The following is a 1,332-nucleotide window of genomic DNA, read 5'->3' as shown; positions in this document are numbered from 1 at the left end:
TTTTTTGATTAATCAATTTCTATTTTTAAATCTTAAGTTCAGCTAAATTTACATTATTTTTTCGATAGGATTTATATTTGATATTTGGATTTAAGTGTACTTCAGCTGGTTTTCTTAATTCCAGGCTAAAATGCGTTCTTAAATTATTATAAATATAGACAGCTTGCTCCGTCATTTTTTGAGCTAGTTTTGTGTTTTTAATCGTTTGTTTTAATCCATATTCGTATTTCAACGTTCTATTAATTCGTTCTGCTACAGCATTTTCATAAGGGTCGTATTGCTCAGTCATACTCATTACGATATTGTTGTCTTCAGCAAAAGTTGTGTACTTAGGATTGCAGTATTGAAAACCTCTGTCTGAATGATGAATAAGCTTTTGATTGGGGTATTTTCTGTTTTTAATGGCCATAGCGAGTGCATCGGTGCAAAGTGATGTTCTCATATGGTTATCTAGTTTGTAGCCCATAATCTGCTTGGAATAGGCATCTGTAACAATGGCTAAATAATTATGGCCGTATTGTGTTTTAATGTAAGTGATATCACTTACCCAAAGTTGTTCAGGTCGAGTAGGGACGTGGTTTTTAATCAGGTTCTTATATTTTTTGTACATATGATTAGAGTTTGTTGTTGTGATGTAATTTTTAGTTTTAGGAATCAAAAGATTATTTAGTCTGAGGAAGCGATAGAACTTATCTCTACCAATTTTAATATCAGCGTTTATAAAGTCTTGCTTTAGTTCTGTATGTAGTTTAATGCCACCAGTTTTAGAGCCTACTTTTTTGCGGTAGTCCTTGACCATTTTGATCATTTTTTGATGATCTATTTCTTTTTTCTGTTGAGTTCTTAGTCTTTTGTAGAAGGCTTGTTTAGATATCCCAAAACATCCATAGAGCCATTTTCTTTTATACGCTGTTTTTTCTTTAGCTCTATCTCTTTTGCTAATGTTTTGGGTAATGACTTTTTTGACATATCGACACCTGTAATTAGTTCCATATCCGCGATAATGTCTTGTTGGAAGTCTTTTTGAAACTCAAGTTCTTCAATCTTTTCCTTGAGTTTTTTAATTTCATCATTTTTACTCATACCAGTATTTTGTTGTACTAAGGTACTGTATTTTCTTAACCAATAAGAAATAGTTGTTCTGGGAATGTCATATTTTTTTGAAGCTTGGTTATTGGATATCTGCCCGCTAAGTATTTGGTCAACGACTAAAAGTTTCGTCTCTAAAGTTGCTTTTTGATAGCTTTTTTTTCGCCAGTGTTCATTTTGTGTTTTCATAAGTGACTATAATTAAAGGTTTAATTTTTAGTCAACCTATTTCAGGAAAGTTCA

2 protein-coding genes are annotated in these 1,332 nt (G+C 31.7%); both read right to left on the bottom strand.

Features of this window, described 5'->3' with window-relative positions; genetic code table 11:
* Positions 1-25: 25 nt before the first annotated feature.
* Positions 26-874 (bottom strand): IS3 family transposase, encoded by an 849-nt coding sequence (locus tag GB234_RS14980; protein ID WP_235906158.1) that lies wholly within the window; start codon positions 872-874, stop codon positions 26-28.
* Positions 844-1,278, bottom strand: coding sequence for a helix-turn-helix domain-containing protein (locus GB234_RS14975; protein ID WP_151895384.1), 435 nt, complete (start codon positions 1,276-1,278; stop codon positions 844-846). Before GB234_RS14975 ends, GB234_RS14980 begins: the two co-directional genes overlap by 31 nt.
* Positions 1,279-1,332 lie beyond the last annotated feature (54 nt).

The sequence above is a fragment of the Patiriisocius marinistellae genome (assembly GCF_009014635.1).
In the GTDB taxonomy this organism is placed as follows: domain Bacteria; phylum Bacteroidota; class Bacteroidia; order Flavobacteriales; family Flavobacteriaceae; genus Patiriisocius; species Patiriisocius marinistellae.
The sequence above is the reverse complement of the archived record's forward strand: the minus strand, read 5'-3'. Positions and strand labels throughout refer to the sequence as shown.

What these genes read in the sequence shown, in the direction of transcription:
- GB234_RS14975 (WP_151895384.1), bottom strand. Translation starts at nt 1,278, where the DNA reads ATGAAAACACAAAATGAACACTGGCGAAAAAAAAGCTATCAAAAAGCA.